Origin of the sequence: Campylobacter sp. 2352 PW, assembly GCF_024723575.1 — a bacterium.
Taxonomy (GTDB): Bacteria; Campylobacterota; Campylobacteria; order Campylobacterales; family Campylobacteraceae; genus Campylobacter_D.
The window spans coordinates 71,368-96,275 of record NZ_JANQCX010000006.1 but is presented as its reverse complement, the minus strand read 5'-3'; the positions used below and the strand labels follow the sequence as shown (position 1 = coordinate 96,275).

Annotated in this window: 24 protein-coding genes and 1 tRNA gene; 18 read left to right on the top strand and 7 right to left on the bottom strand. The window is 32.0% G+C overall.

The window, feature by feature from the left end; translation table 11 throughout:
• The first annotated feature begins 48 nt into the window (after positions 1-48).
• The 10 genes from purB to CAMP5121_RS04845 all read left to right on the top strand — a co-directional run bounded on the left by purB (position 49) and on the right by CAMP5121_RS04845 (position 11,745).
• On the top strand, positions 49-1,377 hold the full coding sequence (purB, locus tag CAMP5121_RS04890) for an adenylosuccinate lyase (protein ID WP_337214945.1): 1,329 nt from the start codon (positions 49-51) through the stop codon (positions 1,375-1,377).
• Between the two features lie 17 nt (positions 1,378-1,394).
• Positions 1,395-3,770 (top strand): ribonucleoside-diphosphate reductase subunit alpha, encoded by a 2,376-nt coding sequence (locus tag CAMP5121_RS04885; RefSeq protein ID WP_337214944.1) that lies wholly within the window; start codon positions 1,395-1,397, stop codon positions 3,768-3,770.
• A 15-nt stretch (positions 3,771-3,785) separates the two neighbouring features.
• On the top strand, positions 3,786-5,771 hold the full coding sequence (locus tag CAMP5121_RS04880) for an OPT family oligopeptide transporter (RefSeq protein WP_337214943.1): 1,986 nt from the start codon (positions 3,786-3,788) through the stop codon (positions 5,769-5,771).
• Entirely contained in the window at positions 5,768-6,574 is an 807-nt protein-coding gene (locus CAMP5121_RS04875) for an undecaprenyl-diphosphate phosphatase (RefSeq protein WP_263708654.1), read from the top strand. Before CAMP5121_RS04880 ends, CAMP5121_RS04875 begins: the two co-directional genes overlap by 4 nt.
• 106 nt (positions 6,575-6,680) lie before the next feature.
• Positions 6,681-8,492: a threonine--tRNA ligase gene (gene thrS, locus CAMP5121_RS04870; RefSeq protein ID WP_263679283.1), complete on the top strand. Its 1,812-nt coding sequence runs from the start codon at positions 6,681-6,683 to the stop codon at positions 8,490-8,492.
• Positions 8,489-9,010: a translation initiation factor IF-3 gene (infC, locus tag CAMP5121_RS04865; protein ID WP_039617082.1), complete on the top strand. Its 522-nt coding sequence runs from the start codon at positions 8,489-8,491 to the stop codon at positions 9,008-9,010. Before thrS ends, infC begins: the two co-directional genes overlap by 4 nt.
• A 34-nt stretch (positions 9,011-9,044) precedes the next feature.
• Positions 9,045-10,139, top strand: a complete 1,095-nt coding sequence (locus CAMP5121_RS04860; RefSeq protein WP_337214942.1) for a DNA adenine methylase — start codon at positions 9,045-9,047, stop codon at positions 10,137-10,139.
• A gap of 76 nt (positions 10,140-10,215) precedes the next feature.
• On the top strand, positions 10,216-10,407 hold the full coding sequence (gene rpmI / locus CAMP5121_RS04855) for a 50S ribosomal protein L35 (RefSeq protein ID WP_039617094.1): 192 nt from the start codon (positions 10,216-10,218) through the stop codon (positions 10,405-10,407).
• A gap of 98 nt (positions 10,408-10,505) precedes the next feature.
• Positions 10,506-10,859 (top strand): 50S ribosomal protein L20, encoded by a 354-nt coding sequence (gene rplT / locus CAMP5121_RS04850; RefSeq protein WP_039617097.1) that lies wholly within the window; start codon positions 10,506-10,508, stop codon positions 10,857-10,859.
• A complete protein-coding gene (locus tag CAMP5121_RS04845; RefSeq protein WP_337214941.1) occupies positions 10,837-11,745 on the top strand; it encodes a DNA ligase in 909 nt (302 codons plus the stop codon). Before rplT ends, CAMP5121_RS04845 begins: the two co-directional genes overlap by 23 nt.
• Before the next feature lie 9 nt (positions 11,746-11,754).
• On the opposite strand, the gene CAMP5121_RS04840 is transcribed toward CAMP5121_RS04845, so the two are convergent.
• Genes CAMP5121_RS04840 through CAMP5121_RS04830 form a run of 3 tightly spaced genes read right to left on the bottom strand, consistent with a single transcriptional unit; the run spans position 11,755 to position 14,139 of the window.
• Positions 11,755-12,564, bottom strand: coding sequence for a metal ABC transporter permease (locus CAMP5121_RS04840; RefSeq protein ID WP_337214940.1), 810 nt, complete (start codon positions 12,562-12,564; stop codon positions 11,755-11,757).
• Positions 12,557-13,306, bottom strand: a complete 750-nt coding sequence (locus CAMP5121_RS04835) for a metal ABC transporter ATP-binding protein (protein WP_039625060.1) — start codon at positions 13,304-13,306, stop codon at positions 12,557-12,559. The genes CAMP5121_RS04840 and CAMP5121_RS04835 overlap by 8 nt, the downstream gene beginning before the upstream one ends.
• Positions 13,303-14,139 carry a metal ABC transporter solute-binding protein, Zn/Mn family gene (locus tag CAMP5121_RS04830; RefSeq protein ID WP_337214939.1) on the bottom strand — a complete coding sequence of 279 codons (837 nt, stop codon included), beginning with the start codon at positions 14,137-14,139 and terminating at the stop codon, positions 13,303-13,305. Before CAMP5121_RS04830 ends, CAMP5121_RS04835 begins: the two co-directional genes overlap by 4 nt.
• 60 nt (positions 14,140-14,199) lie before the next feature.
• On the opposite strand from CAMP5121_RS04830, the gene CAMP5121_RS04825 reads away from it, so the two are divergent.
• A complete protein-coding gene (locus CAMP5121_RS04825; RefSeq protein WP_337214938.1) occupies positions 14,200-14,898 on the top strand; it encodes a class I SAM-dependent methyltransferase in 699 nt (232 codons plus the stop codon).
• Between the two features lie 9 nt (positions 14,899-14,907).
• On the opposite strand, the gene pyrC is transcribed toward CAMP5121_RS04825, so the two are convergent.
• From pyrC to CAMP5121_RS04805, 4 genes are read right to left on the bottom strand one after another with little or no spacing between them, the layout of a single operon-like run.
• Complete coding sequence (gene pyrC, locus CAMP5121_RS04820) at positions 14,908-15,900, bottom strand: dihydroorotase (protein WP_337214937.1); 993 nt, start codon at positions 15,898-15,900, stop codon at positions 14,908-14,910.
• 8 nt (positions 15,901-15,908) lie between these two features.
• Positions 15,909-16,139 (bottom strand): helix-turn-helix domain-containing protein, encoded by a 231-nt coding sequence (locus tag CAMP5121_RS04815; RefSeq protein ID WP_337214936.1) that lies wholly within the window; start codon positions 16,137-16,139, stop codon positions 15,909-15,911.
• Positions 16,124-16,495, bottom strand: coding sequence for a diacylglycerol kinase (locus CAMP5121_RS04810; RefSeq protein WP_337214935.1), 372 nt, complete (start codon positions 16,493-16,495; stop codon positions 16,124-16,126). The genes CAMP5121_RS04815 and CAMP5121_RS04810 overlap by 16 nt, the downstream gene beginning before the upstream one ends.
• Entirely contained in the window at positions 16,495-18,027 is a 1,533-nt protein-coding gene (locus CAMP5121_RS04805; RefSeq protein ID WP_337214934.1) for a phosphoethanolamine transferase, read from the bottom strand. The genes CAMP5121_RS04810 and CAMP5121_RS04805 overlap by 1 nt, the downstream gene beginning before the upstream one ends.
• Before the next feature lie 98 nt (positions 18,028-18,125).
• On the opposite strand from CAMP5121_RS04805, the gene CAMP5121_RS04800 reads away from it, so the two are divergent.
• The 7 genes from CAMP5121_RS04800 to dcuC all read left to right on the top strand — a co-directional run bounded on the left by CAMP5121_RS04800 (position 18,126) and on the right by dcuC (position 24,899).
• Complete coding sequence (locus CAMP5121_RS04800) at positions 18,126-18,884, top strand: exodeoxyribonuclease III (protein WP_337214933.1); 759 nt, start codon at positions 18,126-18,128, stop codon at positions 18,882-18,884.
• Positions 18,885-18,953: 69 nt separating this feature from the next.
• A tRNA-Glu gene (locus CAMP5121_RS04795) sits at positions 18,954-19,028 on the top strand.
• Between the two features lie 210 nt (positions 19,029-19,238).
• Positions 19,239-19,853, top strand: a complete 615-nt coding sequence (locus CAMP5121_RS04790; protein WP_337214932.1) for a BspA family leucine-rich repeat surface protein — start codon at positions 19,239-19,241, stop codon at positions 19,851-19,853.
• 131 nt (positions 19,854-19,984) lie between these two features.
• The gene (locus tag CAMP5121_RS04785; protein WP_337214931.1) at positions 19,985-22,264 is read left to right on the top strand and encodes an anaerobic ribonucleoside triphosphate reductase; all 2,280 of its coding nucleotides are present in this window, start codon (positions 19,985-19,987) and stop codon (positions 22,262-22,264) included.
• On the top strand, positions 22,236-22,745 hold the full coding sequence (gene nrdG, locus CAMP5121_RS04780; RefSeq protein ID WP_337214930.1) for an anaerobic ribonucleoside-triphosphate reductase activating protein: 510 nt from the start codon (positions 22,236-22,238) through the stop codon (positions 22,743-22,745). The genes CAMP5121_RS04785 and nrdG overlap by 29 nt, the downstream gene beginning before the upstream one ends.
• Positions 22,746-22,812: 67 nt before the next feature.
• Positions 22,813-23,466 (top strand): superoxide dismutase [Fe], encoded by a 654-nt coding sequence (sodB, locus tag CAMP5121_RS04775; RefSeq protein ID WP_263663712.1) that lies wholly within the window; start codon positions 22,813-22,815, stop codon positions 23,464-23,466.
• 59 nt (positions 23,467-23,525) lie between these two features.
• Positions 23,526-24,899: a C4-dicarboxylate transporter DcuC gene (dcuC, locus tag CAMP5121_RS04770; protein ID WP_263663713.1), complete on the top strand. Its 1,374-nt coding sequence runs from the start codon at positions 23,526-23,528 to the stop codon at positions 24,897-24,899.
• Positions 24,900-24,908: the final 9 nt, after the last annotated feature.

Genomic DNA, 24,908 nt, shown 5'->3' with positions numbered 1-24,908 from the left:
ATTCAAGCTATTTTTTCATAAAAAATTATATAAAAAAAGGTCTTGAAAATGGTTGAAAGATATAGCAGAGAAATCATGGCTAAAAAATGGGACATGCAAGCAAAATATGATGCATGGTTAAAAGTAGAATTAGCTGCTGTGAAAGCATGGAATAAACTTGGTCTTATTAAAGACGATGATTGTGAAAAAATTATAAAAAATGCAAAATTTGATATAGCAAGAATAGATGAGATAGAAAAAACTACCAAACATGATGTTATCGCTTTTTTAACTAGTGTAAGTGAAAGCTTAGGCGAGGAAAGTCGTTTTGTACATTATGCAATGACAAGTTCAGATTGTATTGATACTGCAGTTGCTTTGCAGATTAAAGATAGTTTGGAACTAATCTTGCAAGATTTAGATCAAGTTTTGGCAGCGATTAAAACAAGAGCATATGAGCATAAAAATACCTTAATGGTAGGAAGAAGTCATGGAATTCATGGAGAGCCTATAACTTTTGGTTTGGTTTTAGCTATTTGGTATGATTCGCTAGTTCATGTAAAAGATTTAATTATTCATGCAAAAGAAGTGATTAGCTATGGAAAAATCAGCGGTGCTATGGGAAATTTTGCTCATGCTCCGCTTGAATTTGAAGAAGAAGTTTGTAAAAATTTGGATCTTAAGCCAGCACCAGTTTCAAACCAAGTTATACAAAGAGATCGTTACGCACAAGTTATCTCGGCTTTAGCTATTTTAGCTTCAAGTTGTGAGCAAATCGCTGTTGCTATCCGCCATTTTCAAAGAACAGAAGTATATGAAGCTGAAGAATATTTTTCTCAAGGACAAAAAGGAAGCTCAGCTATGCCTCATAAAAGAAATCCTGTCTTGAGTGAAAATATTACCGGTCTTTGCAGGATGATAAGAGCTTATGTAACACCTGCTTTAGAAAATGTAGCATTGTGGCATGAAAGAGATATATCGCATTCTAGTGTAGAAAGATTTGTATTACCTGATGCTTTTATCACGACTGATTTTATGCTTTCAAGATTATGCGGTGTGATAGAAAAGCTTTTGGTGTATCCAGAAAATATGATGAAAAATTTAAATTTAACTGGAGGGCTTGTATTCTCTCAAAGAGTGTTACTTGAACTTCCATTTAAAGGTATAAGCAGAGAAGAAGCTTACAAGATCGTTCAAAGAAATGCTATGAAAGTTTGGGCTGATTTACAAAATGGCAAGCCTGCGTTAAATGAAAAAGGCGAGAGTTTGTTTTTGCTAGCTTTATTAGCTGATGAGGATTTGAAAAAGTCTTTAAGTGAAGCAGATATTAGAAATTGCTTTGATTATAACTACTATACAAAGAATGTAGATAAAATTTTTGCAAGAACTTTTAAATAATAAACTAGGGGTTGTGAGTGAAAGTATTAAAAAGAAATGGAAGAACTGAAGAGTTAGATGTTTCTAAGATTAAAAAATATACCACTGACGCGGTGGCAAATTTAGAAAATGTTAGCCAAAGTGAGCTTGAAGTAGATGCAAAAATTCAATTTCGTGATGGTATAACAACAGAAGAAATCCAACAAACTCTTATAAAAACAGCAGTAGATAAAATAGATATTGATAGACCTAATTGGACCTTTGTTGCTGCAAGATTGTTTTTATATGATTTATATAAAAAAGTAAGTGGTTATAATGGATATAAACATTTAAGAGAATACCTTGAAAAAGGTGAAAAAGAAGGTAGGATTTTAATCGGCTTAAAAGAAAAATATGATTTAGATGATCTTAATGCTTATATCAAGCCAGAACGCGATTTGCAATTTACTTATCTTGGTATAAAAACTTTGTATGATAGATATTTGATTAAAGATTCTAAAGGCATGCCTATAGAGTTACCACAGCAAATGTTTATGGCTATTGCGATGTTTTTAGCGCAAAATGAGTTAGATTCTCAAACTTGGGCTAAGAAATTTTATGATTTAATCTCAACTTTTGAAGTAATGCTTGCAACCCCAACCCTTTCAAATGCAAGAACCACAAGACATCAATTAAGTTCATGTTATATAGGAAGCACACCTGATAATATAGAAGGGATTTTTGATTCTTATCAAGAAATGGCACTTTTATCTAAATTTGGTGGTGGTATAGGCTGGGATTGGTCTAAGGTGCGTGCTATGGGTGGAAGCATAGATGGGCATAAAAATGCAGCAGGTGGGATCATACCATTTTTAAAAATCACCAATGATATAGCAGTAGCTGTTGATCAACTTGGTACTAGAAAAGGCGCAATTGCTGTATATATTGAACCTTGGCATATGGATATTAATGACTTTTTAGATTTGCGTAAAAACTCAGGTGAAGAAAGAAGAAGAGCGCATGAGCTTTTCCCTGCTTTGTGGATTAATGATTTGTTCATGAAAAGAGTAAGAGCAAATGACAAATGGACGCTTTTTGATCCTGCTGATACAGCAAGTTTGTGTGATTTATACGGTGAAGAATTTGAGAAAAAATATGAAGAATTTGAAAAAGATGAAAGCATAGTCAAAGAAATTGTTGATGCTAAAGAGCTTTGGAAAAAAATTCTTTTATCTTATTTTGAAAGTGGCTTGCCGTTTTTATGTTTTAAAGATAGTGCAAATAGAACAAATCCAAATTCCCATGCAGGAATGATAAGAAGTTCAAATTTATGTACAGAAATTTTTCAAAATACAGAACCAAATTATTATCAAATCAAAATCGTATTTGATGATAAAACAGAACTTCATTTAGATGAGGATGAAGAGCTTACAATAGATGGAGGATATAAAAAGCTTGCTAAAAAAGTTTCTACTTTAGATAGTATTAATGGTAAAAAAGTCTATATAGTAGAAAAATATAAAAACGAAGGAAAAACCGCAGTTTGTAATCTTGCAAGTATAAATTTAAGTAAAATCAATACCAAAGAAGACATCCAAAGAGTAGTGCCAACGGCAATAAGAATGCTTGATAATGTGATTGATTTAAATTTTTATCCCCATGTAAAGGTTAAAAATACCAACCTAAAATCACGCGCTATAGGACTTGGTGTGATGGGTGAAGCGCAAATGGTGGCTGAAGCTCAAATTTATTGGGGTTCTAATGAACATTTTGAAAAAATTGATCGCATTATGGAAATGATTAGCTATGAGGCTATTTTAGCTAGCTCAAATTTAGCCTTAGAAAAAGGAAGCTACCCTGACTTTGAAGGATCAAACTGGAGTAAAGGTATAGTACCAATTGATGTAGCAAACGAAAATGCCAAAAAGCTTACTGCAAGCGAAGGTTTATTTGATCAAAGTGAGTGTGATTGGGAAAAATTAAGAGAAAAACTAAAAAGAGATGGTATAAGAAATGGTTATTTAATGGCTATAGCGCCAACTTCTTCTATTTCTATTTTAGTGGGTACTACTCAAACAATCGAGCCTGTATATAAAAGAAAATGGTTTGAGCAAAACTTAAGCGGTATGATACCAACCGTGGTGCCAAATCTAAGTGCTAATACTTGGCAGTATTATACTCCTGCTTATGAGCTTGATCAAAAAATCTTAGTAAAAGCAGCAGCGATTCGTGGTAAATGGATTGATCAAGGTCAATCATTAAATATCTTTGTTTCTTTAGATAAGGCAAGCGGTGGATATTTAAATGAAATTTATCAACTTGCTTGGGAATTAGGTGTTAAATCAACTTATTATCTAAGAAGCGAAAGCCCTGATAGTCAAAAAGTAAATGATGATGTGGTTGATAGAACTATAGAATGTGAAGGTTGTCAATAAAAATGGAGAAACAAAATGCATACAAAAAACTCACTACCGGAGCTTACGCTTAGGGGTATAATACTAGGAAGTATTTTAACGATTATTTTTACTGCCTCAAATGTATATTTGGGGCTTAAAGTTGGTCTTACTTTTTCTACTTCTATTCCTGCTGTTGTGATTGCAATGGCCGTTTTAAAAATCTTTAAAGACTCTAATATTTTAGAAAATAATATGGTTCAAACTCAAGTTTCAGCCGCAGGTACGCTTTCGGCTGTGATTTTTGTTATACCAGGTCTTTTTATGTGTGGATATTGGTTTGAATTTCCACTTTGGCTTACTTTTATGCTCTGTCTTTGTGGGGGTGGATTGGGCGTGCTTTTTACCATACCTTTGCGTAGAGCTATGGTGGTAGAGAGTAAATTAGCTTATCCTGAAGGAAGAGCTGCTGCTGAAATTTTAAAAGTAGCTAATAAAGATCAAGCCGATAAAAAAGGAAAAGTAGGCTTAAAAGAAATCACACTTGGCGTGGCTTTTGCTTCTGTGATAAGTCTTTTTTCAAGTGGTTTTAAACTACTTTCAAGTGGAAGTAGTTTTGCATTTATTTGGCAAAAAATGACTTTTGGCTTTTCTATGGGTTATTCAGTGGCACTTTTGGGTGCTGGATACTTAGTAGGTATAGCTGGAGGTGTTGCATTGCTTGCGGGTATGGTGCTTGCTTGGATGGTTTTTGTGCCATATTTTTCTGCTAAAGAAAGTTTTGACGCGAGTTTAAGTGCACTTGATATAGCTAATCAAATTTGGGCTCAAAAAGTACGTTTAATAGGCACAGGAGCTATTGCCATAGCAGCATTATGGACTTTAATAGAACTTGCAAAACCTGTATATGATGGCATGAAAAATATGCTTAAAAAAACCTCGTTAAATCTTTCACAAGATCCTAAAGATATGGATTTATCTTTAAAAGCTATGCTAGGTTTATTTGTACTTATGTGTATAGGTTTGTTTGTCTCATTTTACGCTTTTGTGGCTGATTCAAATTTAGCAAGTGGCTATCAAATTCTTTTTGCCTTAGTAGGAACTTTAGTGGCTATTTTTATAGGCTTTTTTGTAGCTTCTGCTTGTGGATATATGGCAGGTTTAGTGGGTTCATCATCTTCTCCTATTTCGGGTATAGGGCTTATTGGGATTATGATTTCTTCTTTGATTATTTTACTTTTGGGTTATCAAGTAGATTTATTTAGTGATCCTTTGATGTCTAAATTTGCTATTGCTTTTGCTATATTTACTACTAGTGTTATTTTATCAACTGCTGCTATTTCTAACGATAATTTACAAGATTTAAAAACTGGCTATTTAGTGGGTGCAACTCCTTGGAAACAGCAAGTTTCTTTGATTATAGGTTGTGTGTTTGGAGCTTTGGCTATCGCTCCTGTGTTAAATTTATTATATCAAGCTTATGGTTTTGTGGGTGCAATGCCAAGAGAAGGAATGGATGAGGCAAATGCACTTGCTGCACCACAAGCAAATTTGATGAGTACTATAGCACAAGGCATTTTTAACGCTAATATCGATTGGAGTTATATTATAGCAGGTGTTTTTGTGGGCGTTGGTATAATCATCATTGATCGTTTATTAAGAAAGAAAAATATGTCTTTGCCACCTTTAGCTGTGGGTATAGGTATATATTTACCACCTGCTGTTAATATGCCTTTGTTTATAGGTGGATTATTAGCGTATTTAATCAAAAAGCGTTTAGAGCAAAGATATGCTAAAAATGCACATAAAAAAGAACTCATTCAAGAGCATGAGCAAAAAGGAACCTTATTTGCCTCTGGTTTGATAGTAGGTGAGAGTTTATTTGGAGTGCTAATAGCTGGTTTAACTGTGCTTTCTATTAGTAGAGGTGGGGCTGAAGATCCACTTGCTATTGCAACTTCATTTAAAGACGATGGGATTATAGGTTTTATAGTTTTTGTAGCGATTATGCTAATTTTTGCAAGAAGAGTACTTAAAAAATGAATTTAGATTATTATTATGCTTTGATTTTAGGGATTATCGAAGGTTTGACAGAATTCTTACCTGTTTCATCTACAGGGCATATGATCTTGGGTGCTGAAATTTTGGGTTTAAATATAGATGATTTCTGGAGAAGTTTTTTCATCATTATTCAGCTTGGTTCTATACTAGCGGTGATTTTTATTTTCAAAGATAAACTAACTCAAAAACTTGATATTTGGTTAAAACTTGCTGTGGGCTTTTTGCCTGCAGGTGGAGTGGGTTTTATAGCATATAAGTTTTTAAAAGAGATATTTAATGGCTATACCGTGGCTACTATGTTAATCATTGGTGGGATTGTTTTTATCATCATAGAGCTTAAACATAGAAAAAAAGACTATACAATCCACTCTTTAGATGAGGTAAGTTATAAACAAGCTTTTTTGATAGGTTTAACCCAAGCTCTTGCTATCATACCAGGTACTTCAAGAAGTGGAGCAAGTATTATAGGTGGCTTATTGCTTGGGCTTGATCGTAAAGTGGCTTCTGAATTTTCATTTTTACTTGCAATTCCTACCATGATTATTGCAACAGCTTATAGCATTTATAAAGAACCACAGGTTTTAAGTAATATGAATAATTTCATTCCTTTAGCTATAGGTTTTGTAACAGCTTTTATAGTGGCTTTTGTGGTAATTAAAATATTTTTAAAATTAATTAGCAAGATAAACTTTATACCTTTTGGAATTTATAGGATAGTTTTGGGTTTTGTATTTTTATACCTTTTTATGAGTGGTGCTTTAGATATATCAAGAACGGGTGTTTGAAATATAAAAATATCCTTTATTTAAAAAAAGTTTAAGTTTTTCATAGCTAAAATTAGTCTTATATTTTAATTTAAGCTCACAAGGTTAGTGAGTGTTAAGGGTAGAAATGACAAAAGATATAATTGCATATGCAAATAATGAAACTTTGGTAGATACTCAAAGTTTTAACAATGATACAAATTTAACTCCGATTTATTTTGATAATTCTAAAGAAAGTTTAGAAGTTATCCGTCACTCTTGTGCGCATTTAATGGCTCAAGCGATTAAAAGTTTATATCCAGAGGCTAAATTTTTCGTAGGACCTGTGATAGAAGATGGGTTTTATTATGATTTTAGAGTTGATAGCAAGATTTCAGAAGAAGACTTAAGTAAAATCGAAAAGAAAATGAAAGAACTAGCAGAAGCAAAGCTAGACATCATAAAATACGAACTTTCAAAGACCGAGGTTAAAGAAAAATTTGCTAATGATGATTTAAAACAAGAAGTTTTACTAAGAATTCCTGATGGAAAAGTAAGTATTTATAAGCAAGGCGAATTTGAAGATTTATGCCGTGGACCTCATGTGCCAAATACTAGATATTTAAGATTTTTCAAGCTTACTCGTGTAGCGGGAGCGTATTTGGGTGGCGATGAAAAAAGAGAAATGCTCACAAGAATTTATGGTACTGCTTTTGCAGATAAAGAAAGTTTAAATGAATACTTAAAAATCATTGAAGAAGCTAAAAAAAGAGATCATAGAAAACTTGGTAATGAAATGAAGCTTTTTGCCTTTGATGATGAAATAGGCGGTGGGCTTCCTATATGGCTTAGTAATGGTGCAAAATTAAGAAGTAAATTAGAGCATTTGCTATATAAAGCACATAGATTAAGAGGCTATGAGCCTGTGCGTGGGCCTGAACTTTTAAAAGCTGATGCGTGGAAAATTAGTGGGCATTATGCAAACTATAAAGAAAATATGTATTTTACGCAAATTGATGAGCAAGAATATGGCATTAAGCCGATGAATTGTGTAGGACATATTAAAATTTATCAAAGTGATGTTAGAAGTTATCGCGATTTACCTTTGAAATTTTTTGAATACGGTGTGGTGCACCGCCATGAAAAAAGTGGAGTTTTACACGGGCTTTTTAGGGTAAGAGAATTCACTCAAGATGATGCGCATATTTTTTGTATGCCAAGTCAGATAAAAGAACAAGTTTTAGAAATTCTAAGCTTTGTTGATACTTTGATGAAGGCTTTTGAATTTGATTATGAAATGGAAATTTCAACACGCCCAGCAAAAGCAATAGGCGATGATGAAATTTGGGACATAGCTACAAAGGCTTTAAAAGAAGCTTTAGATGAACAAGGTTTAAAATATGGCATTGATGAGGGTGGTGGAGCTTTCTATGGTCCAAAAATCGATATTAAAATTACCGATGCGCTAAAAAGAAAATGGCAGTGTGGAACTATACAAGTAGATTTTAACTTACCAAGCCGTTTTAAACTCGAATACACAGATGCAGATAATGAGAAAAAACAACCTGTAATGCTTCACCGTGCTATTTTGGGTTCTTTTGAAAGATTTATAGGAATTTTAGTAGAGCATTGTGCGGGTGAGTTGCCATTTTTTATAGCACCAACTCAAGTAGCTATAGTGCCTATTTCACAAAATCATCATGATTATGCAAAAGAAATAGCAAGAAAACTTTTAGAACTTGGCATTGATAGTGAAGTGTATAATAAAAATGAAAGCTTAAATAAAAAAATCCGCACCGCTGAAAAAGCACATGTGCCTATGATACTTGTTTTAGGTGATGAAGAAGTAGCAAACAAAAGTGTGGCTTTAAGAGATAGAAGAGCAAAAGAACAAAAAACAATGACTTTAGATGAATTTATAACCCTAACAAAGGAGAAATTAAGTGAGGTACGCTTTTGAGTAAAGAAAAAGAAGTATTGCTAAATGAAGAAATTCAAGCAGATGAGATCAGATGTATAGGTGATGATGGCAAGGTTTATGGCATTATTAGTAGTGATGAAGCGCTAGATATAGCAAATAGACTAGGGCTTGATTTGGTGATGATAGCCCCCGAAGCCAAACCACCTGTATGTAAGATAATGGATTATGGAAAATTCCGTTATCAACAAGAAAAGAAACAAAAAGAAGCAAAGAAAAAACAAAAAGTTATTGATATAAAAGAAATCAAACTTTCTGTGAAAATCGCTCAAAATGACATTAATTATAAGGTCAAACATGCAAGTGAGTTTTTAGAGCAAGGCAAGCATGTTAAATTTAGAGTGTTTTTAAAAGGTCGTGAGATGGGCTCTCCTGAAGCAGGGGTGGCGTTGCTTGAAAAAATTTGGCAAATGGTTGAAGATATAGCAGATAGAGACAAAGAGCCTTTACTCGAAGGACGCTATGTAAATATGCTAGTAACTCCTAAAAAGAAAAAATAATCACAAGCCTTTCTAAGGCTTGTATTTTAAACTTATGCTAGAAGAAAATCCACAATTTTTAAAAGAACAAATCATAACTTATCTTGGCAATAAAAGATCCTTGCTTGAGTTTTTAAATCAAGGCTTTAAATTCGCACAAAATGAGCTTAAAAAAGACAAATTTAGTTTTTGTGATGTATTCAGTGGCTCTGGGGTAGTTTCACGTTTTGTGAGGCCTTATGCGAGTTTTATTATGGCAAATGATTTGGAAGATTATTCTAAAATCATCAATGAGTGTTATTTAAGCAATCAAAATGCACAATTTTTACAAGAATTACAAAAATATTACGCTTTTTTAACTTCTGATTTAAAACTCAAAAAAGGCTTTATAAGCAAGCTTTATGCACCAAATGATGATGAGTATATCCAAAAGAATGAAAGAGTTTTTTACACGCTTAAAAATGCGATGTATTTAGACTCTATGCGAGAAAAAATTTCAAGCCTGCCAAGTAATATACAAAAATACTTCATCGCACCACTTATTTATGAAGCAAGTGTGCATGCAAACACAAGTGGGGTTTTTAAAGGTTTTTATAAAGATAAAAATGGCATTGGTAAATTTGGAGGAAATGGGGCAAATGCGCTTAGTCGTATAAAAGGCGATATAGCTTTAAAAATGCCTATTTTTTCAAATTTTACTTGTGAATATGAGGTTTTTCAAAAAGATGCAAATATTTTAGTTAAAGAGCTTGATAGCTTTGATGTGGCGTATTTAGATCCACCTTATAATCAGCATCCTTATGGATCAAATTATTTTATGTTAAATTTAATCGCTAATTATAAAAAGCCAAAGGAAATTTCAAAGGTTTCTGGCATACCAAAAGACTGGAACCGCAGTGCTTTTAACAAAGAAAAAAAAGCCGAAGATGCTTTGTTTGATTTGATAAATGATTTAAAAGCCAAGATTGTATTGCTTTCTTATAATTGTGAGGGTTTTGTAAAAAAAGAAAATTTCACAAAAAGACTTCAAAGTCTTGGAGAATGCTTTGTGCTTGAGCAAAAATATAATGCCTTTAGAGCTAGTAGAAACCTTTCTAAGCGCTCTATGCATATACAAGAACAACTTTATGTATTAAAAAAGAAGAATTAGAATTTAATTTTTCTAAAGCATAGTTGTAGTAAAATGATAGCTTTCTTTTATGAAAAAATTGATCCAAAGGATACACATGCCAAAAATGAAAAGCGTTAAAAGTGCTGTTAAACGCTTCAAAGTAGGTAAAAATAAAATCAAAAGAGGCGCTGCTTATAGAAGCCACATTTTGACTAAAAAACCTGCTAAAAGAATGCGCGATCTTCGCACTTCTAAGTATGTTCACTCAACCAATGTTAAAGCGGTTGAAAAAATGTTAGGAATTTAAGCTCGCTTAAATTTAGTTTTTGACGAAAGTCATTCAAACTCCCCTTATTTTAAAGGGCAAGATTCGTTTAACGAACGCCAATTTGTGAAAGGATAAATATGGCAAGAGTAAAAACAGGTGTTGTAAGACGCCGCAGACATAAAAAAGTTTTAAAACTTGCGCGTGGTTTTTATAGTGGTCGCCGCAAACACTTTAGAAAAGCTAAAGAACAATTAGAAAGAAGTTTGGTTTATGCGTATCGTGATAGACGCCGCAAAAAACGTGATTTCCGTCGTCTTTGGATAGTACGTATCAATGCAGCTTGCAGACTAAATGATATTAGTTATTCAAGATTTATAAATGGTCTTAAAAAAGCAGGCATTGAGCTTGATAGAAAAATCTTAGCTGATTTAGCGATGAATGACGCAGCTGCTTTTGCTAAAATAGCAGATGCTGCTAAAAAAGCACTTTAATCTTACTGCAAGGCTTTTTATAAGCCTTGTTTTTCTCTTTACTCTCTTTTTAAATCCTCTTTTTGCAAAAGATATTTTACTTTTTAAAGTTTATGATGAAAAAGCATTTAAAGATATAAATTTAAGCCATTATCTCATGAGCGAAAAACTCGATGGCGTAAGAGGACTTTGGAGTGGTAAGTCTATGCAAACAAGAGCAGGAAATGCTATAAAACTTCCTTTATTTTTCACAAAAAACTTTCCTAAATTTGAGTTAGATGGAGAACTTTGGATAAAAAGAGCTTCTTTTGAAGAAATTTCATCTTTAATACGCCAAGAAAATCCTGATGAAAAACTTTGGCAAAAAGTAAGTTATAATGTCTTTGATGTGCCAAATGCTTGCGAGGAATTTAAACTTGATCCTTGTACTTTAGAAGCAAGATTAGAAGTTTTAAAAAAGTATTTAGCTAAAAATCCAAATGATTTTATAAAAATCATCCCACAAATTCGCATTAAAGATAAAAATCATTTAAAGCAATTTTACCAAGATATCATTTCGCATAAAGGCGAGGGCGTGATCATAAGATTAAACAACGCACCTTATGAAAAGAAAAGATCAAGCAATGCTTTTAAACTAAAACCTTTTGATGATACAGAATGCGTTGTAAAAAAGCATTTTGAAGGCAAAGGAAAATTTGAAGGTAAAATGGGATCTTTGCTTTGTGAAGCAGTGATTGAGAGTAAAAAAGTAAGTTTTAAAATAGGCTCAGGTTTTAAAGAAAGCGATCGCTTAAACCCTCCGCCAGTTGGTGCTATCATCACTTTTAAATATAATGGCTTAACCAAAAATGGTAAGCCAAAATTTGCTAGTTTTTTAAGAGTGCATGAAAATAGCGTTTTAAAGTAAAAGTAAATTTCAATTTTTCTTTGCAAAAACTCTAAAACAAAGATAAAGCACAAAAATCACACAAGCACTTGCTATAATACAAGCTCCACTTGCAAGATTATAATAAAAACTCACAAAAAGCCCTGTCACGCAAAAACTTATACTCAAAAGCGCAGAGATAATCATCATTTGCCCAAGCTTTTTAGAAAAGCTCTCGGCGATAAATGCAGGTATGCTAAGCAAAGCTATCACAAGTATAAGTCCTACTACTTTGATACTTATAACGATACAAAAAGCCATCATTGCGATTAAAAGATAATGAAAAAGATTGGTTTTAACCCCTCTTAAGCTTGCAAATTCTTTATCAAAGCTTAGAATTTCAAATTGACGATAAAAAAGCAATACTAAAATGATAAAAATCACATCAATCACTGCAAATAAAACTATATCTTGTGTAGGTACAGACAAAATACTACCAAACAAATACCCCATTAAATCACCATTATACCCAGGAGTTAAGTCTATGAGTATGATACCAACAGCCATTCCAAAAGCCCATATAACCCCGACTATATTGTCACTTCTAAAAGGATATTTTTGCACTAAAAATGCTACAAGCAAGGCTAAAAAAAGAGTAAATAAACTCGTGCTAACTAATACTGGCAAACCAAAATAAAATGCTATACCTATACCCCCAAAAGCCCCATGCGTAATACCTCCTGCCATAGAACTTAAGCGGTTGATCATGATCAAAGTCCCCATAATTCCACAAGCAATGCTAGTTAAAAATGCAGCCAAAAAAGCATTTTGTATAAAAGAGCTAGATAAAAGTTCAAGCATGGTTTTTTCCTTCACAGCAACACTGCTCCAAGCTAAGCTCCACATCACAAAAATGCGTGTGATTTTGGCTTAAATGCGCTAGTAAATGTGCCTTTTTTTCAGGGGTGTTTTCATGTAAGAATAATTCTTTGTTTAAATATGCGATTTTATTTGCATAAGCTAAGCTTACATTTAAATCATGGCATATTACTATCACACCAACCCCACTTTCGTGTAATTTTTTCAAAAGCTCAAAAATCTGCACCGAGCCTTTGGTATCTATGCTTGCAGTGGGTTCATCAAGGATTAAAAGTTTGCATTCGCTTGCTAGGGCTCTTGCTATATAAACTCTTTGTCTTTGACCTCCGCTTAGTTCGTTGATTTTTTTATCCCAAAAATTTCTCATACCTACTTTTTCTAAAGCTAGCAAGGCTTGTTCTTGATCTTTTTTGGTATAAAAACCAAAGAATTTTTTATCCACCCTTCCCATCATCACCACTTCTAGCACGCGCACTGGAAAGTTTGGATTAGCTAAAGTATTTTGTGGGACATAACCTATATCTTTTAAGCTCAATCCCTCAAAGTTTATGTTTTTATGACTATTTAGCAAGCCTAGTATGAGTTTTAAAAGTGTAGATTTACCCCCACCATTTGGTCCTACTATGGCTAAAAAGTCTTTGCTTTCATAGTTTAGGTTGATATTTTTTAAAACCTCATCTTGATTATATGAAAAGTTTAAATTTTTAATATTGATTTTTATCATTGTAAAACGCTTGCTATATTTTTTGCATCTTTTAAAAGTTCATTTTTATAATCACTTGGCAAATGATCAAGTTCTATGATTTTAAGATTATAATTACTCGCCATAGCTTTAATGGTATTGTTATTAGCTCCTTTTGGTACAAAAATGGCTTTTATTTGCTCTTTTTGTATGAGTTTTGCAAGCTTGGCCAAGTCTTTTGGCTTAGGTTCTTTGCCTTCTATTTCTACAGGAATTTGGCTTAGATGATATCTTTTTGCAAAATACCCCCAAGATGGATGATAGACTAGAAAATGCTTGTTTTTTACATTTTTAAATAAAGCTTGTATTTGTAAATTTAATGTATCCATTTCTTTTAAGAAATTTTCTAAATTTTGCTCATAAAATGCTTTATTTTGTGGGTATTGTTCTATAAGTGCTAAGGTGATATTTTTAGCATGAGTTTTTGCTAAAAGTGGATCAAGCCATGTGTGAGGGTCATCTCCATGATGATGGTGTCCTTTATGTGCATGCTCTTGCAAAGGTATAAAATCAATGCCATTTTGAGTAGAGATGATTTTGGTATTTTTGAGATTATCTTTAAGTTTTAAAATCCAAATTTTTTCAAATTCTAAATTGGCTGTAAAGTAAATATCGCTTTTTTCAAGTTTTAAAATACCACTTGGTTTAAATTCGAAAGTATGCTCATTTGCATTAGGTGGTATGACTATATTAATATCCAAAGTATCTTTGGCAATTTGCTTTACAAAGTAAGCTTGTGGGGCTATACTAACACTTACCAAATCTTTGGCATATATACTTAAAAATGAAATCAAACACAAAAACAATACACGCATAATTTTCCTTTCTAAAAACAAAAAAATATTATACTATATTAGAAAAAATAAGGAGTGAAGATGAATTTATGGAATAAAAAAGCAAAAAGCTATGCAAGGTATAATCCTAGTTTAAACGAAATTCAAAAAGCTACTTTTGCAAAACTTGGATCTTTACAAGATAAAAGCGTGGTAGATATAGGCTGTGGGAGCGGTGTTTGGACTTTGCATTTAGCACAAAAAGCAAAAAGTGTTTTAGGTATAGACAGCTCTAGTGCTATGCTTGAAATTTTACAAGAAGATGCAAAAACTCATGCCATATCAAATATAAAAACTTTAAATTTAGACTTTGAAAACTTTTATAAAAACAATAACACAAATTTTGATTTAGCCTTTTTAAGTATGTCTCCTGCTTTGCAAAATGAAAAAGACTATAAAGCTTTTTTAAACTTAGCTTCTAAAAAGGTGTATTTAGGCTGGGCAAGTAGGCGTAAAAGTAGCTTTTTAGATCCTATATTTGAGCGTTTTAACACGCATTTTAAAGGTTTTTATGAAAGCGACTTACAAAGTTTTTTAAATGCGCAAAATATCCCTTACGAGGTTGAAATTTTTAACGAAACTAGAGTGGTAAAAAGAGATAAAGAAAGTGCGATAGAAAATGCTTTGTGGCATTTGAGTATGAATGGTGTTAATGCAAACAAACAAGAGTTAGAAAGCTTTGTAAAAGATGAGGTAGAAGAGCTTATAGAAGCTAAGATAAAACTTCTGATTATTAATTAAATTTCAAGACTAAATAACCTTGAAATTTAAAGTTTTTCCTGCCATAAATGGCACTACATCGCCGTATTTTTGCGCTACTTGCCATTCTTGTTTTTCTAAAGTGATGATTTTATCTTTTTCAAATTTAAGATTATGAATTTTACAAGCATTATCTGAAATAAATTTTTGTAAATTTGCTTCATTTGAGTGTTTTTCAAAAAGTTCAACCAATACAGGTAAAATCACTGGCGCACTAAATACTCCAGCTGCGCACCCACAGCATTCTTTAGTGTGTAATGGATGAGGTGCGCTATCGCTTCCAAACATAGCCTTTTCATAACCACTAAAAGCAAGCTCACATAAAGCGTCTTTGTCTTCATAGCGTTTTGCAATAGGTTTGCAAAATAAATGTGGATCCATCTTACCACCCACTACATCATCAAGCGTTATTATCAAATGGTGTAAAGTGATAGTTGCGTATAAATTTTCATAATCTTTTAACAAATCACACAAAACCTTAGTGGTGATATGCTCCATTACAATTTTTAATTTTGGAAAGTTTTTAGCTAATTTTTCATAGATTTTAGCAAAATTTGCTTCTCTATCCATTACAAAATCATTTGTTTCTCCATGCACTAGCAAAGGCAGTCCAAGCTCACTCATAGCATTTAGTGTAGGTTTTAACTTTTCTATATCAAAGCTTGAAATTCCATTATCTGAGTTGGTAGTGATACCTGCAGGATAAAGCTTGATAGCAAAAAGCTCATCTTTAGCTTTTTCTAAAAATTTCTCATCATAGTCTTTAAAAAATAAAGTCATCAAAGGCGTAAAATCTTCATTTTTACACGCTTTTAAAATGCGTTCTTTATAAGATTTTAATGCATTTGTTTCGGTAAGCGGGGTGATTAAATTTGGCATGATAACCCCTGCTTTAAAGTCTTTTGCGCTAAATGGAGCTACAAGTTCAAGCATGCTTTCATCGCGTAAATGTAAATGCATATCCAAAGGGTTTTTAAGTGTCATTTTATCTCCTATTTGAGTTTATATAAGCCGTTTTTGAGCTTTTCAAGCAAAGCTTTTTCTTCTAAAAATTTAAAAGTAGAAATGATGGTAGGTTTGCTGATGTTTAGTTGTTTAGAAAGCTCTTCTATGCTTGCAAAGACAAAACCATCATCATCAGCATGAAGGGCTAAAAATTCTAAAATTTCAAAGCGTTTTTTACCAAATATTTTTGCACATAGTATTTTTACTTTATCATCCATTCTCTAACCAAATCAAAAAGAATAAAACTCCAGGTAATTATAGCTAAAACCACGCTAAAAAACACACCAGCGCTCGCACAATCTTTTGCTTTTTTAGCTAAGTTGTGAAATTCGCTCGTACAAAGATCCACGCAAGCTTCTATAGCAGAATTTAGCGCTTCTATGATTAAAATTAGTACCAAAACAAATACAAGCACAAAATGCTCTAAAAAACTCACAGGCAAAAATAAGCTTGCAAAAATCAAAGGTAAAATAATGGCAAATTCTATCCTAAAAGCCATTTCATCTTGGAGTAAAAATTTAATTCCGCTAAAGGCATAGCTTGCATTTTTAAATAAAGAATATTTTGGCTTCATTAAGGATTTTCCTTTAAATTTTTGCTAAATATATCATAATTTGCCTCATATTCTTTGCTATTTACACCAAAATACCCTAGCAAACTTGAAAAAAGATTATCTTGAGAAAGTTTATAGTCTTTTTTGCTTTGTAAATCTTGGCTTAATTTCCTATCTTTACTCCAAAATATCATCGGTATATGCTTTTGATCTTTTGGTGCTATTAAATAAGGCATACCATGAAGATAAATTCCATTTTCACCCAAACTCTCCCCATGATCTGATAAATAAAGCAAAGAAGCTTCTTTGGTAGGATTTTGCTTAAGCATATCTATAAGGCTTTTTATAATAAAGTCTGTATAAAGTAAAGTATTATCATAGGTGTTGATGATTTGTTCGTGTGAGCAGGTATTTAGCTCGTTTGTATCACATGTTGGCATAAATTTTTTAAATGCATTTGGATAGCGTTTATAATAAGTTGGCCCATGTGAGCCTTGTAAATGTACAACGATGATTTTATTTGAATTTATATTTTCAAGTTCTTGCTTTACAAGTTCAAGTAAGCTCTCATCATAATCTTTTGCAATGAGTTTGTGTTTTATACGATCGCAATTTCCTTTACAGCCCCCTGAGTTATTACCAAACCAAACACTTTGTACTCCAACCTTTTGCAAGATATCTAAAACATTTTCTTCGTATAATCCATCTTCAAAATTTACTCTTTTGTGTCTTGAAAACATACAAGGTAAACTTCTTGCAGTAGCCGTTCCACATGAGCTTACATCGCTAAAATATACTAAATTTGGTTCATTTTTGGTATAAAAATTAGTATCATTTGTGCTGTATCCACCTAAAGAATAATTACTCGCTCTAGCAGTTTCACCTATGACTAAAATCATAAGCTTAGTTGTATTGGTATCTTTTAAACTTGCATCATTTGAAATGATAGTTAGTTCTTTTTTACCTGCTAGTTTTTTCTTTGTAAATTCTATGCTTGAGTATATTGGATAAAAAGGTAGATTGTACATTCTAACGATATTGTGTGATCTTAAAAAAGGCAAAAGTGTTTTTGAACTAAGAGCTACTAAAGCAAAGCAAAATACCAAAGAAGTCAAAAATAATACACTTTTTTTGAAAAAATATCTTTGATAATCAATCTTAGTAAAAATCACAAGCAAACTAGGAAAAATCACAAAGACTAAAATATACAAAGCAAAGGAAAAATTAAAATAAGAAAAAAATTCCCTATTGTCTGTTTCAACGACATTTTGTATCATATGATCATCGATTAAAACCCCATAATTGCTAACAAAATAACTACAAATAGCACAAGTACTAAGTAAAAATATGCTTAAAATTTTGGTGATATAGGGAAAATATACCAAAGATAAAACGCCCAAAACCAAGAAAAAATAAATTCCAAAAAACACACTAAAAAGCATAGTGTTTTGATCTATCTTTTCATATACAAACTCAAACAACGGGAAATTAAACGCCATGATAAAAATCGTATTAAGCAGGGTAAATTTTGTCCATGAAAGTTTTAGGTGCATTTTTTTCCTTTGGAATAAAATAAAAACTTAGTCTATTTGAATAAAATTAATAAATCACATATAAAATAGCAACAAAAGAAGATTGGTAAAGGTATTTTATGAAATTATTATCATGGAATGTAAATGGCCTAAGGGCAATTTGTGATAAAAACGCACTTGATTGGATTGAAAAAGAAGAAATCGATTTTATAGGTTTTCAAGAAATCAAAGCACACGAGGATAAATTTCCAAAAAGAATTTATGAGTATCCTTTTAAACATATGTATTCAAATAGTGCTAAAAGAGCAGGGTATTCAGGTGTAATGAGTTTGTGTAATTTTGATAGTGAAGTCAAAAAATGTGAATTTTTTGATGATGATGAGGGTAGGGTTTTAGAACATAGTTTCAAAAATGTAGTTTTGTTTAATATTTACTTTCCAAATGGTCAAAAAGATGAAGAGCGTTTAAACTTTAAAATGAAATTTTATAATGATTTTTTAGTGTATTTAGATAAGCTTTTAAAAGAAGGTAAAGAAATCATAATATGTGGAGATGTAAATACTGCTCACCGTGAGATAGATTTAACTCATCCAAAAGCTAATGAAAAAACTTCAGGCTTTTTACCGATTGAGCGTGCTTGGATAGATGATTTATTAAAATTAGGCTTTATAGATACTTTTAGGCATATAAATGGTGATATTAAAGAAAAGTATTCGTGGTGGAGTTATAGAATGAAAGCAAGAGAAAGAAATGTAGGCTGGAGGATTGATTATTTTTTCATTTCTAATGGCTTAAAGGATAAGCTTAAAAATTCCTTTATAAGAGATGATATTTTTGGTTCAGACCATGCTCCTGTAGGGATAGAAATAGATATTTAAGGCATTTTTTGATGTCTTAAATAATTATTAAGTAAAAATTGCTATAATTTTGTCTTCAAACTGCAAATTGGCCCATTCGTCTAGCGGTTAGGACATCGCCCTTTCACGGCGGTAACACGAGTTCGAGTCTCGTATGGGTCACCACTCTATATTTTTCTCCACAGTATTATTTTTTTCATTTTTTATCAAAATTCATCTATTTATTTATAATTATTTATTATTTTGTAAATATATATTTATATTAAGTTAATTTTAAATTAATAATTATTAATATTCTAAACCTTTTGTTTAATTTCATTAAATTTATATTGACTTCACACTTGTTTTTTAAAATATACAAAAAGGAGGGGCAAAATGTATAAAGTTAAAAACAAAAACGAGTTGATGAATTTGGTGCACAATGAAAGAATTTCTCTAAGAGATATTGATGTTTCTTTGATAGAAGATTTTTCATTCGTTTTTTATTGTTCTACTAGAAAAGATTTTTTGGGTATTGAGCGTTGGGATGTATCTAAGGCCAAAGATATGTCTTATATGTTTTATTGTTGTGAAAGTTTTAATGCAGACTTATCACGCTGGGATGTTTCAAATGTCAAAAATATGGCAAGTATGTTTTTTAACTGCAAAAATTTCAACAAAGACTTATCAAAGTGGAATACACAAAATTTAAAAGATATGTCTTATATGTTTTTTAATTGTGTTAAATTTAATCATTCTTTATTGCACTGGAAAACCTCTAATGTAATCAGAATGGCACATTGTTTTGAAAACTGCCATGCGTATGAGCATAATGTGGCAAGCTGGGATGTACAAAATGTAATTACCATGGCCTATCTTTTCCATAATTGTAAAAATTTTCACCACGAGCTAGATGAGTGGAATATCCAAAGAGATTGTAATACTGATAAAATGTTTGGAAATCGTGGTATTGATAAACTTTATGCTGTAAAAGGTGTGGAGTTAAAATAATCAAATTCACACATTTTTTGTGTGAATTTTTCTTTTATTTCTTTAAGTTTTTCATCAAGTTTTTGTACTAAACTTATCTTTTAAAAGTGCTATTTTATAGTGCTTAGAGATTATTTTTTAGGAAAATTTCCATGAGAATAAAATTTATTATAAAAAGAGATAAAAGCCAAGTTGCATTTGATATTTTTAAAATCAAAAATGCTATTTTCAAAGCCAATATAAATTCCACAGATGAAAAATTAAATAATGATTTTTTAGATAAACTTTGCGATGAGGTTGTAGCTTTACTGGATGAAAAACACATACAAGTAGAACAAATTCAAGATAAAGTTGAAGAAGTTTTAATCAAAAATGCCTTAGTCAATACCGCAAAATCTTATATTTTATATCGCCAAAAAAGAGCACAAATTCGCAATGGTAGCTATGATTTGCTAAGTTTATATGATGATTTAACTTTTAAAGATTCTAAAGAAGCTGACTTAAAAAGAGAAAATGCAAATATTAATTCAGATAGCGCTATGGGTATGATGTTAAAATATGGCTCAGAAGGTGCAAAATACTATGTAGATGAGTGTATTTTGCCAAAACATATCGCAAATGCACACAAAAACGGCGATATACACATACACGATAAAGACTTTTATATGCTAACACAAACTTGCTGTCAAATAGACTTATTAAAGCTTTTTGAAAATGGCTTTAGCACAGGACATGGAAGCTTGCGTGAGCCAAATGATATCAGATCTTACGCTTCTTTAGCTTGCATTGCCTTGCAGGCTAATCAAAATGAAATGCATGGAGGCCAGTCTATACCCAATTTTGATTTTGCTATGGCAAAAGGTGTGGCAAAGACTTTTCAAAAAGAGTATAAAAAGTTCCTAATTGCTTTTTTTGAAATAAAACTAGAACAAAGTTTAGATGAGCAATGCTTTAAAAATGCTAATTTTCAAGCTTTTAGCGAAAAAGAATGCTTCAAAGAGCTTTTAAGGCTTGATTTAAATAGTGATGAGAATTTTTTAAAACAAGCAAATGCTTATGCTTATAAAAGAGCATTAAAGCAAACCCAAGATGCGACTTTTCAAGCTATGGAGGCTTTAGTGCATAATCTTAATACTATGAACTCAAGAGCAGGAGCCCAAGTACCTTTTAGCACGCTAAATTATGGTACCGATACATCTTTTGAAGGGCAAATGGCAATAGAAAATTTACTAAAAGCCACGATGAAAGGCTTAGGAAATGGCGAAACACCAATTTTCCCTGTGCAAATTTTTAAAGTAAAAGAAGGAATTAATTATAATGAAAAAGACCCAAACTACAAGCTTTTTAAACTTGCTATAGAATGTGCTTCTAAAAGACTTTTTCCAAATTTTAGCTTTTTAGATGCAAGTTTTAACGCAAAATACTATAAAAAGGGCGATTATAATAGTGAAGTAGCTTATATGGGTTGTAGAACTAGGGTTATGGCAAATGTTTATGATGAGAGCAAAGAAATCACAAGTGGCAGGGGAAATTTAAGCTTTACCAGTATAAATCTTGTGCGTTTAGCCATAGAAGCCAAAGGAAATTTAGAGCTTTTTTATTCACTTTTAAAAGAAAAATTAGAACTTGTGTATGAGCAATTACTTCATAGATATAAAATTCAAAGTCTAAAAAAGGTTAAAAATTTCCCATTTTTAATGGGCGAGGGAATTTGGATAGATTCAGATACTTTAAAAGAAAATGATAGCGTAGAAAAAGTTATCGCACATGGGACTTTGGCTATAGGTTATATAGGACTTTGTGAGAGTTTAATAGCTTTGATAGGTTCTCATCATGGACAAAGCCAAGAAGCAAGGGAGCTTGGCTTACAAATCGTGCGTTTTATGCGTGAATTTGTCGATGAAAAAGCACTCAAAGATAAGCTTAATTTTTCACTCATAGCTACCCCGGCTGAAGGCTTAAGTGGAAGATTTTTAAAACTAGATCAAAAAAAATACGGCATTTTAAAAGGCATAACCGATAAAGATTTTTATACCAATTCTTTTCATGTTCCTGTAGATTTTCCTATTAGCATATATGAAAAAATTCAAATAGAAGCCCCATATCATGAGCTAAATAATGGCGGGCATATTACTTATGTAGAATTAAATGGCGATGTGAGTAAGAATTTAGAAAGTTTTGAACGCATTATAAAATGTATGAAAGAAAGCAATATAGGCTATGGCTCGATTAATTTCCCGCTAGATAGGGATCCAGTGTGTGGTTATAGTGGTGTGATAGATGAGTTTTGTCCAAAGTGCCATAGAAAAGAAGATGATATTAAATTTGAACGCATAAGAAGAATCACAGGCTATTTAGTAGGAACGCTTGATCGTTTTAATGACGCTAAAAAAGCTGAAGTTCATGCAAGAATTAAACACGATTTTTCTTAGATTAGCTGGTGTTATAAAAGAATCCATAGTCGATGGCTATGGTTTGCGTTATGTGATTTTTACTCAAGGTTGCCCTCATCATTGCAAAGGTTGTCATAACCCACAAACGCACGATTTTAACAAAGGATATTTGCAAGATTTAGCGAGTTTGTATAATGAGATTTGTAAAAATCCTTTGCTTCAAGGTGTTACTTTTAGTGGTGGAGAGCCTTTTATGCAAGCAAAAAATTTAAGCATTCTAGCAAAACACATTAAGGCTTTAGGGCTTGATCTTATTATATATACAGGCTTTACTTATGAAGAGTTGTTGCAAGAAAAATCAAAAAAAGAATTACTTATCTTAGCTGATATTTTGGTAGATGGGAAGTTTATTTTAGAGCAAAAAGACTTATCTTTAAAATTTAAAGGTAGTAAAAATCAACGCATTATCGATGTAGCAAAAAGCTTAGAGCAAGGCAAAGTAATACTTTTTGAAAAATAAAGACTCATTTAGTCTTTTTTAATTTAACTATGTTAGAATATCCATAAATTTAAAAAAGGAGAACAATATGTTTGAATTAAGAAAACTACCTTATGAAGCAGACGCTTTTGGAGACTTTTTAAGTGCAGAAACTTTTGCATTTCATCATGGCAAACACCACCAAACTTATGTAAATAACCTAAACAATCTTATCAAAGATACTGAATTTGCAGGAAAAGATTTAGTTTATATCATACAAAACTCAAATGGTGGAGTTTTTAACAACGCTGCTCAAGTGTATAATCATGACTTTTATTTTGATTGCATTAAGCCAAAAACATGCTGCGGCTGTGGCTGTTCTTTGAGTGATGAGTTTAAAGCAGCAGTTGAAAAAGACTTTGGCTCTATGGAAAATTTAAAAGAAGAATTTATCAAAGGAGCTACAGGGGTATTTGGTTCTGGTTGGTTTTGGTTAGTTTATAACACTCAAAATCAAAAATTAGAACTAGTAGCTACAAGCAATGCTGCTACACCTATCACTGAAGGTAAAGTTCCGCTTTTAGTAGTTGATGTATGGGAGCATGCTTACTATGTAGATCACCGCAATGCACGCCCTGCGTATTTAGAAAAATTCTACGCGCACATTAACTGGGAATTTGTAGCAAAAGCTTATGAATGGGCTATTAAAGAAGGTATGAACTCAGTAAGCTTCTATGCAAACGAACTTCACCCTGTAAAATAATCAAGTTTTTTTAAGAAAAACCCCGTAAAATAGACTAAATACAAAAATTAGGAGGTTTTATGGAGGTTTTTCTTTCTGTCGTGGCTACTTTATTTTGTGTATTTTTAGTAGCCTATTTTATTCTTAAAAAATACAATCCTATCTTTACTTTTTTTCTCTCGGGTATTATTATCTTAATCATCATTTCTTTAGCAACTGGTGAGTCTGTGCTAAAACAAAGTTTGGGAAATCCTGTTTTTGATGTCTTTGGTTTTGTAACTCAAACTTTTAAGACAAATTTAGCTGGTGTGGGGCTTATTATAATGTCTGTTGCAGGTTTTGCAGCTTATATGAAGCACATTAATGCTTCGGCAAAGTTAGCTTTTGTAGCAAATAAACCACTAGGCAAGATTAAAAATAAATACCTAGTTTTAAGTGGAACTTTTGTAGTGGGTATGGCTTTAAAAATAGTTATTTCAAGTTACACAGGATTGTTACTTTTGTTGCTTGCTTCGATTTATCCTGTTTTAATCGCCATAGGAATTCGTCCTATCACTGCTGTATCAGTTTTATCATTAATTGCACTTGATTATGGTCCTAAAGATGGCAATTCTATAAATTTAGCAGATATGGTAGGCATTGAAAATGTTGTTGCTATGTTTTTTGAATACCAAATTTATCCTGTTATAGCTTATGTTGTTGTGATAGCTTTGCTTATTCCGTTTTATTATAGTTATATGGATAAAAAAGACTTAGCAAAAGGCGTTGTGGATAATATCGAACACATGGAAATAAAAAACCCAAATTGTCCTTTATTTTATATTTTCTTACCTTGGCTTCCTATAGTGTTTTTATTTGGTGCTTATTTTGCAAATTTATATGGATATAAAGTGAAGCTAGATGTGGTGAGCGCCAATTTTTTAAGTATAAGTTTGGTTTTTATTTTAGAGTATGTTAGACATAAAGATGCAAAAAAACTTGCAGATGATTTGATGGTGATACTAAAAGCTATGGCAGAAATTTTTGTAAGTGTTGTTTGTATTATCATTGCAGCTTCTATTTTTGCAGAAGGTATTAAAGCGTTAAAAGGTATAGAACATTTAGCCTTAGCAGTTTCTTCTATGGGAGCTTCTGCTGTGTTGCTTACTATTATAGTTTTAAGCTTTATTGTGTATTTTGCAAGTGTGATTATGGGTAGTGGGATTGCTGCTTTTAATGCTTTTGGAAGACTTGCTCCAGATATTGCTCAAAAACTAGGGATTAATCCTATCTCACTAGCTTTGCCACTTGAGATTGCTTCTTGTTTGGGGCGTGCTGCCTCGCCAATATCGGGTGGAATTTTAGCCTTAGCAGGCTTTGCAAAATTAGATCCTATAGCCATTGTTAAAAGATCTACTCCTATGTTGCTTGTAGGAATGGCTTTAAATATCCTAATAGCTTGGTATTTTGCATAAATTTAGAGT

Excerpts from the sequence above, each read along its gene's own strand:
- purB (WP_337214945.1), top strand. The coding sequence starts at position 49 with ATGGTTGAAAGATATAGCAGAGAAATCATGGCTAAAAAATGGGACATG.
- CAMP5121_RS04880 (WP_337214943.1), top strand. The coding sequence starts at position 3,786 with ATGCATACAAAAAACTCACTACCGGAGCTTACGCTTAGGGGTATAATA.
- CAMP5121_RS04875 (WP_263708654.1), top strand. The coding sequence starts at position 5,768 with ATGAATTTAGATTATTATTATGCTTTGATTTTAGGGATTATCGAAGGT.
- thrS (WP_263679283.1), top strand. The coding sequence starts at position 6,681 with ATGACAAAAGATATAATTGCATATGCAAATAATGAAACTTTGGTAGAT.
- CAMP5121_RS04860 (WP_337214942.1), top strand. The coding sequence starts at position 9,045 with ATGCTAGAAGAAAATCCACAATTTTTAAAAGAACAAATCATAACTTAT.
- rpmI (WP_039617094.1), top strand. The coding sequence starts at position 10,216 with ATGCCAAAAATGAAAAGCGTTAAAAGTGCTGTTAAACGCTTCAAAGTA.
- rplT (WP_039617097.1), top strand. The coding sequence starts at position 10,506 with ATGGCAAGAGTAAAAACAGGTGTTGTAAGACGCCGCAGACATAAAAAA.
- CAMP5121_RS04845 (WP_337214941.1), top strand. The coding sequence starts at position 10,837 with ATGCTGCTAAAAAAGCACTTTAATCTTACTGCAAGGCTTTTTATAAGC.
- CAMP5121_RS04840 (WP_337214940.1), bottom strand. The coding sequence starts at position 12,564 with ATGCTTGAACTTTTATCTAGCTCTTTTATACAAAATGCTTTTTTGGCT.
- CAMP5121_RS04835 (WP_039625060.1), bottom strand. The coding sequence starts at position 13,306 with ATGATAAAAATCAATATTAAAAATTTAAACTTTTCATATAATCAAGAT.
- CAMP5121_RS04830 (WP_337214939.1), bottom strand. The coding sequence starts at position 14,139 with ATGCGTGTATTGTTTTTGTGTTTGATTTCATTTTTAAGTATATATGCC.
- CAMP5121_RS04825 (WP_337214938.1), top strand. The coding sequence starts at position 14,200 with ATGAATTTATGGAATAAAAAAGCAAAAAGCTATGCAAGGTATAATCCT.
- pyrC (WP_337214937.1), bottom strand. The coding sequence starts at position 15,900 with ATGACACTTAAAAACCCTTTGGATATGCATTTACATTTACGCGATGAA.
- CAMP5121_RS04815 (WP_337214936.1), bottom strand. The coding sequence starts at position 16,139 with ATGGATGATAAAGTAAAAATACTATGTGCAAAAATATTTGGTAAAAAA.
- CAMP5121_RS04810 (WP_337214935.1), bottom strand. The coding sequence starts at position 16,495 with ATGAAGCCAAAATATTCTTTATTTAAAAATGCAAGCTATGCCTTTAGC.
- CAMP5121_RS04805 (WP_337214934.1), bottom strand. The coding sequence starts at position 18,027 with ATGCACCTAAAACTTTCATGGACAAAATTTACCCTGCTTAATACGATT.
- CAMP5121_RS04800 (WP_337214933.1), top strand. The coding sequence starts at position 18,126 with ATGAAATTATTATCATGGAATGTAAATGGCCTAAGGGCAATTTGTGAT.
- CAMP5121_RS04790 (WP_337214932.1), top strand. The coding sequence starts at position 19,239 with ATGTATAAAGTTAAAAACAAAAACGAGTTGATGAATTTGGTGCACAAT.
- CAMP5121_RS04785 (WP_337214931.1), top strand. The coding sequence starts at position 19,985 with ATGAGAATAAAATTTATTATAAAAAGAGATAAAAGCCAAGTTGCATTT.
- nrdG (WP_337214930.1), top strand. The coding sequence starts at position 22,236 with ATGCAAGAATTAAACACGATTTTTCTTAGATTAGCTGGTGTTATAAAA.
- sodB (WP_263663712.1), top strand. The coding sequence starts at position 22,813 with ATGTTTGAATTAAGAAAACTACCTTATGAAGCAGACGCTTTTGGAGAC.
- dcuC (WP_263663713.1), top strand. The coding sequence starts at position 23,526 with ATGGAGGTTTTTCTTTCTGTCGTGGCTACTTTATTTTGTGTATTTTTA.